Origin of the sequence: Streptomyces sp. NPDC002088, from assembly GCF_040296605.1 — a bacterium.
Classification (GTDB): Bacteria; Actinomycetota; Actinomycetes; order Streptomycetales; family Streptomycetaceae; genus Streptomyces.
In genome coordinates this window covers 1-1,161 of the sequence record NZ_JBEOXO010000124.1, presented here as the reverse complement: position 1 = coordinate 1,161, position 1,161 = coordinate 1, and the positions used below count along the sequence as shown (strand labels likewise).

Sequence of the window (1,161 nt, the reverse complement as noted above, 5' to 3'; positions counted from 1 at the left end):
GCGCCTTCTCACCCCGCACCGCCCAGTCCGCGAACGGCTCCAACACCTCAAAACCGGCCGGAAACACACTGGCCATGACGCAGCACTCTCCTCACCTCACTCGAACAACACAGATCAGGACACAGCCGCAGCGGACGCCGATCCGCCGGACTTCAGCCCCTGGTACTCCTCGACGTAGGCACCCGCCGTCTGATGCAGATGCCGCAGCAGCACTTCCTGATCATTGAGCGGGAACTCCCCCACCGCACGCGACTGAAGCATCAACTGCGTGGCCTCCAGCGTGTTGCCGTCCTGCAGCCCATACTCCTTGAACGACACCGCCGCCAACTCCTGCTGCAACCGCTCAAACGCGTTCTTCGGCGGCACGAAATAACACGTACCCTCAAAAATATGCGTGTTGTACGACGTCGGCCAGTAGTGATACGTCAGCACCCAGTTCGGCCGCCAGATCAACAACATGAAGTTCGGGAAGAACACAAACGAGTCCATCCCCCACCGCGCATCCCGCGTCGGATTGATCGCCGGCGGCAGATCCCCGGTCGCCACCCCGATATCCGGCGCATCCCACGGCCCGAACAACCCACTGCGCAACGCCGCCTCGATCGGCTTCACCATCTTGCGGTCATGCGGCGGCGCAATCCCACCCCACGACGACACCATGCTGTGCGGGCCATCCACGCCATAGTGCAACGCCTCATACCCGTACTTCTGGATCTTCCGCGCCTCCTCAGCCATGTACTGACCCGAATGCAGGATCGGCGCGTGATAAAACTCCGCGAACGCATCGATGAACAACTTCCAGTTACTGCCGATCTCCGCCCGGTACTTGTGCACCTGCGTCAGCCGGCCGAACGGATACCCCTCGATCCCCTTCCCGAACTCCCCCAGATACTCCCGCAACGGCGTCACATCCCCCTCGTCGAGATTGACGAAGACGAACCCCTCCCACACCTCCGCCCGCACCCGCTTCAGCCCGTAATCCGACTTGTCCAGACCGAAGAACTCACCCTCCTGCTGCACGAACGCCAGCCCACCGTCCAGGTCATAACGCCACGCGTGATACTTACACGTGAACTGCCGGCACACCCCGCTGGTCTCCTCCCGCGGGAAATCGTTCCACACCAGCTTGTTCCCCCGATGCCGGCACACATTGTGAAACGC

The 1,161-nt window shown here is 61.9% G+C and carries 1 protein-coding gene; it reads right to left on the bottom strand.

Going from position 1 to position 1,161, the window contains the following annotated elements; translation table 11 throughout:
• Positions 1 to 114: 114 nt before the first annotated feature.
• A partial coding sequence (locus ABT114_RS50475) for an aromatic ring-hydroxylating oxygenase subunit alpha (protein WP_351154147.1) occupies positions 115 to 1,161 on the bottom strand: 1,047 nt, incomplete at its 5' end.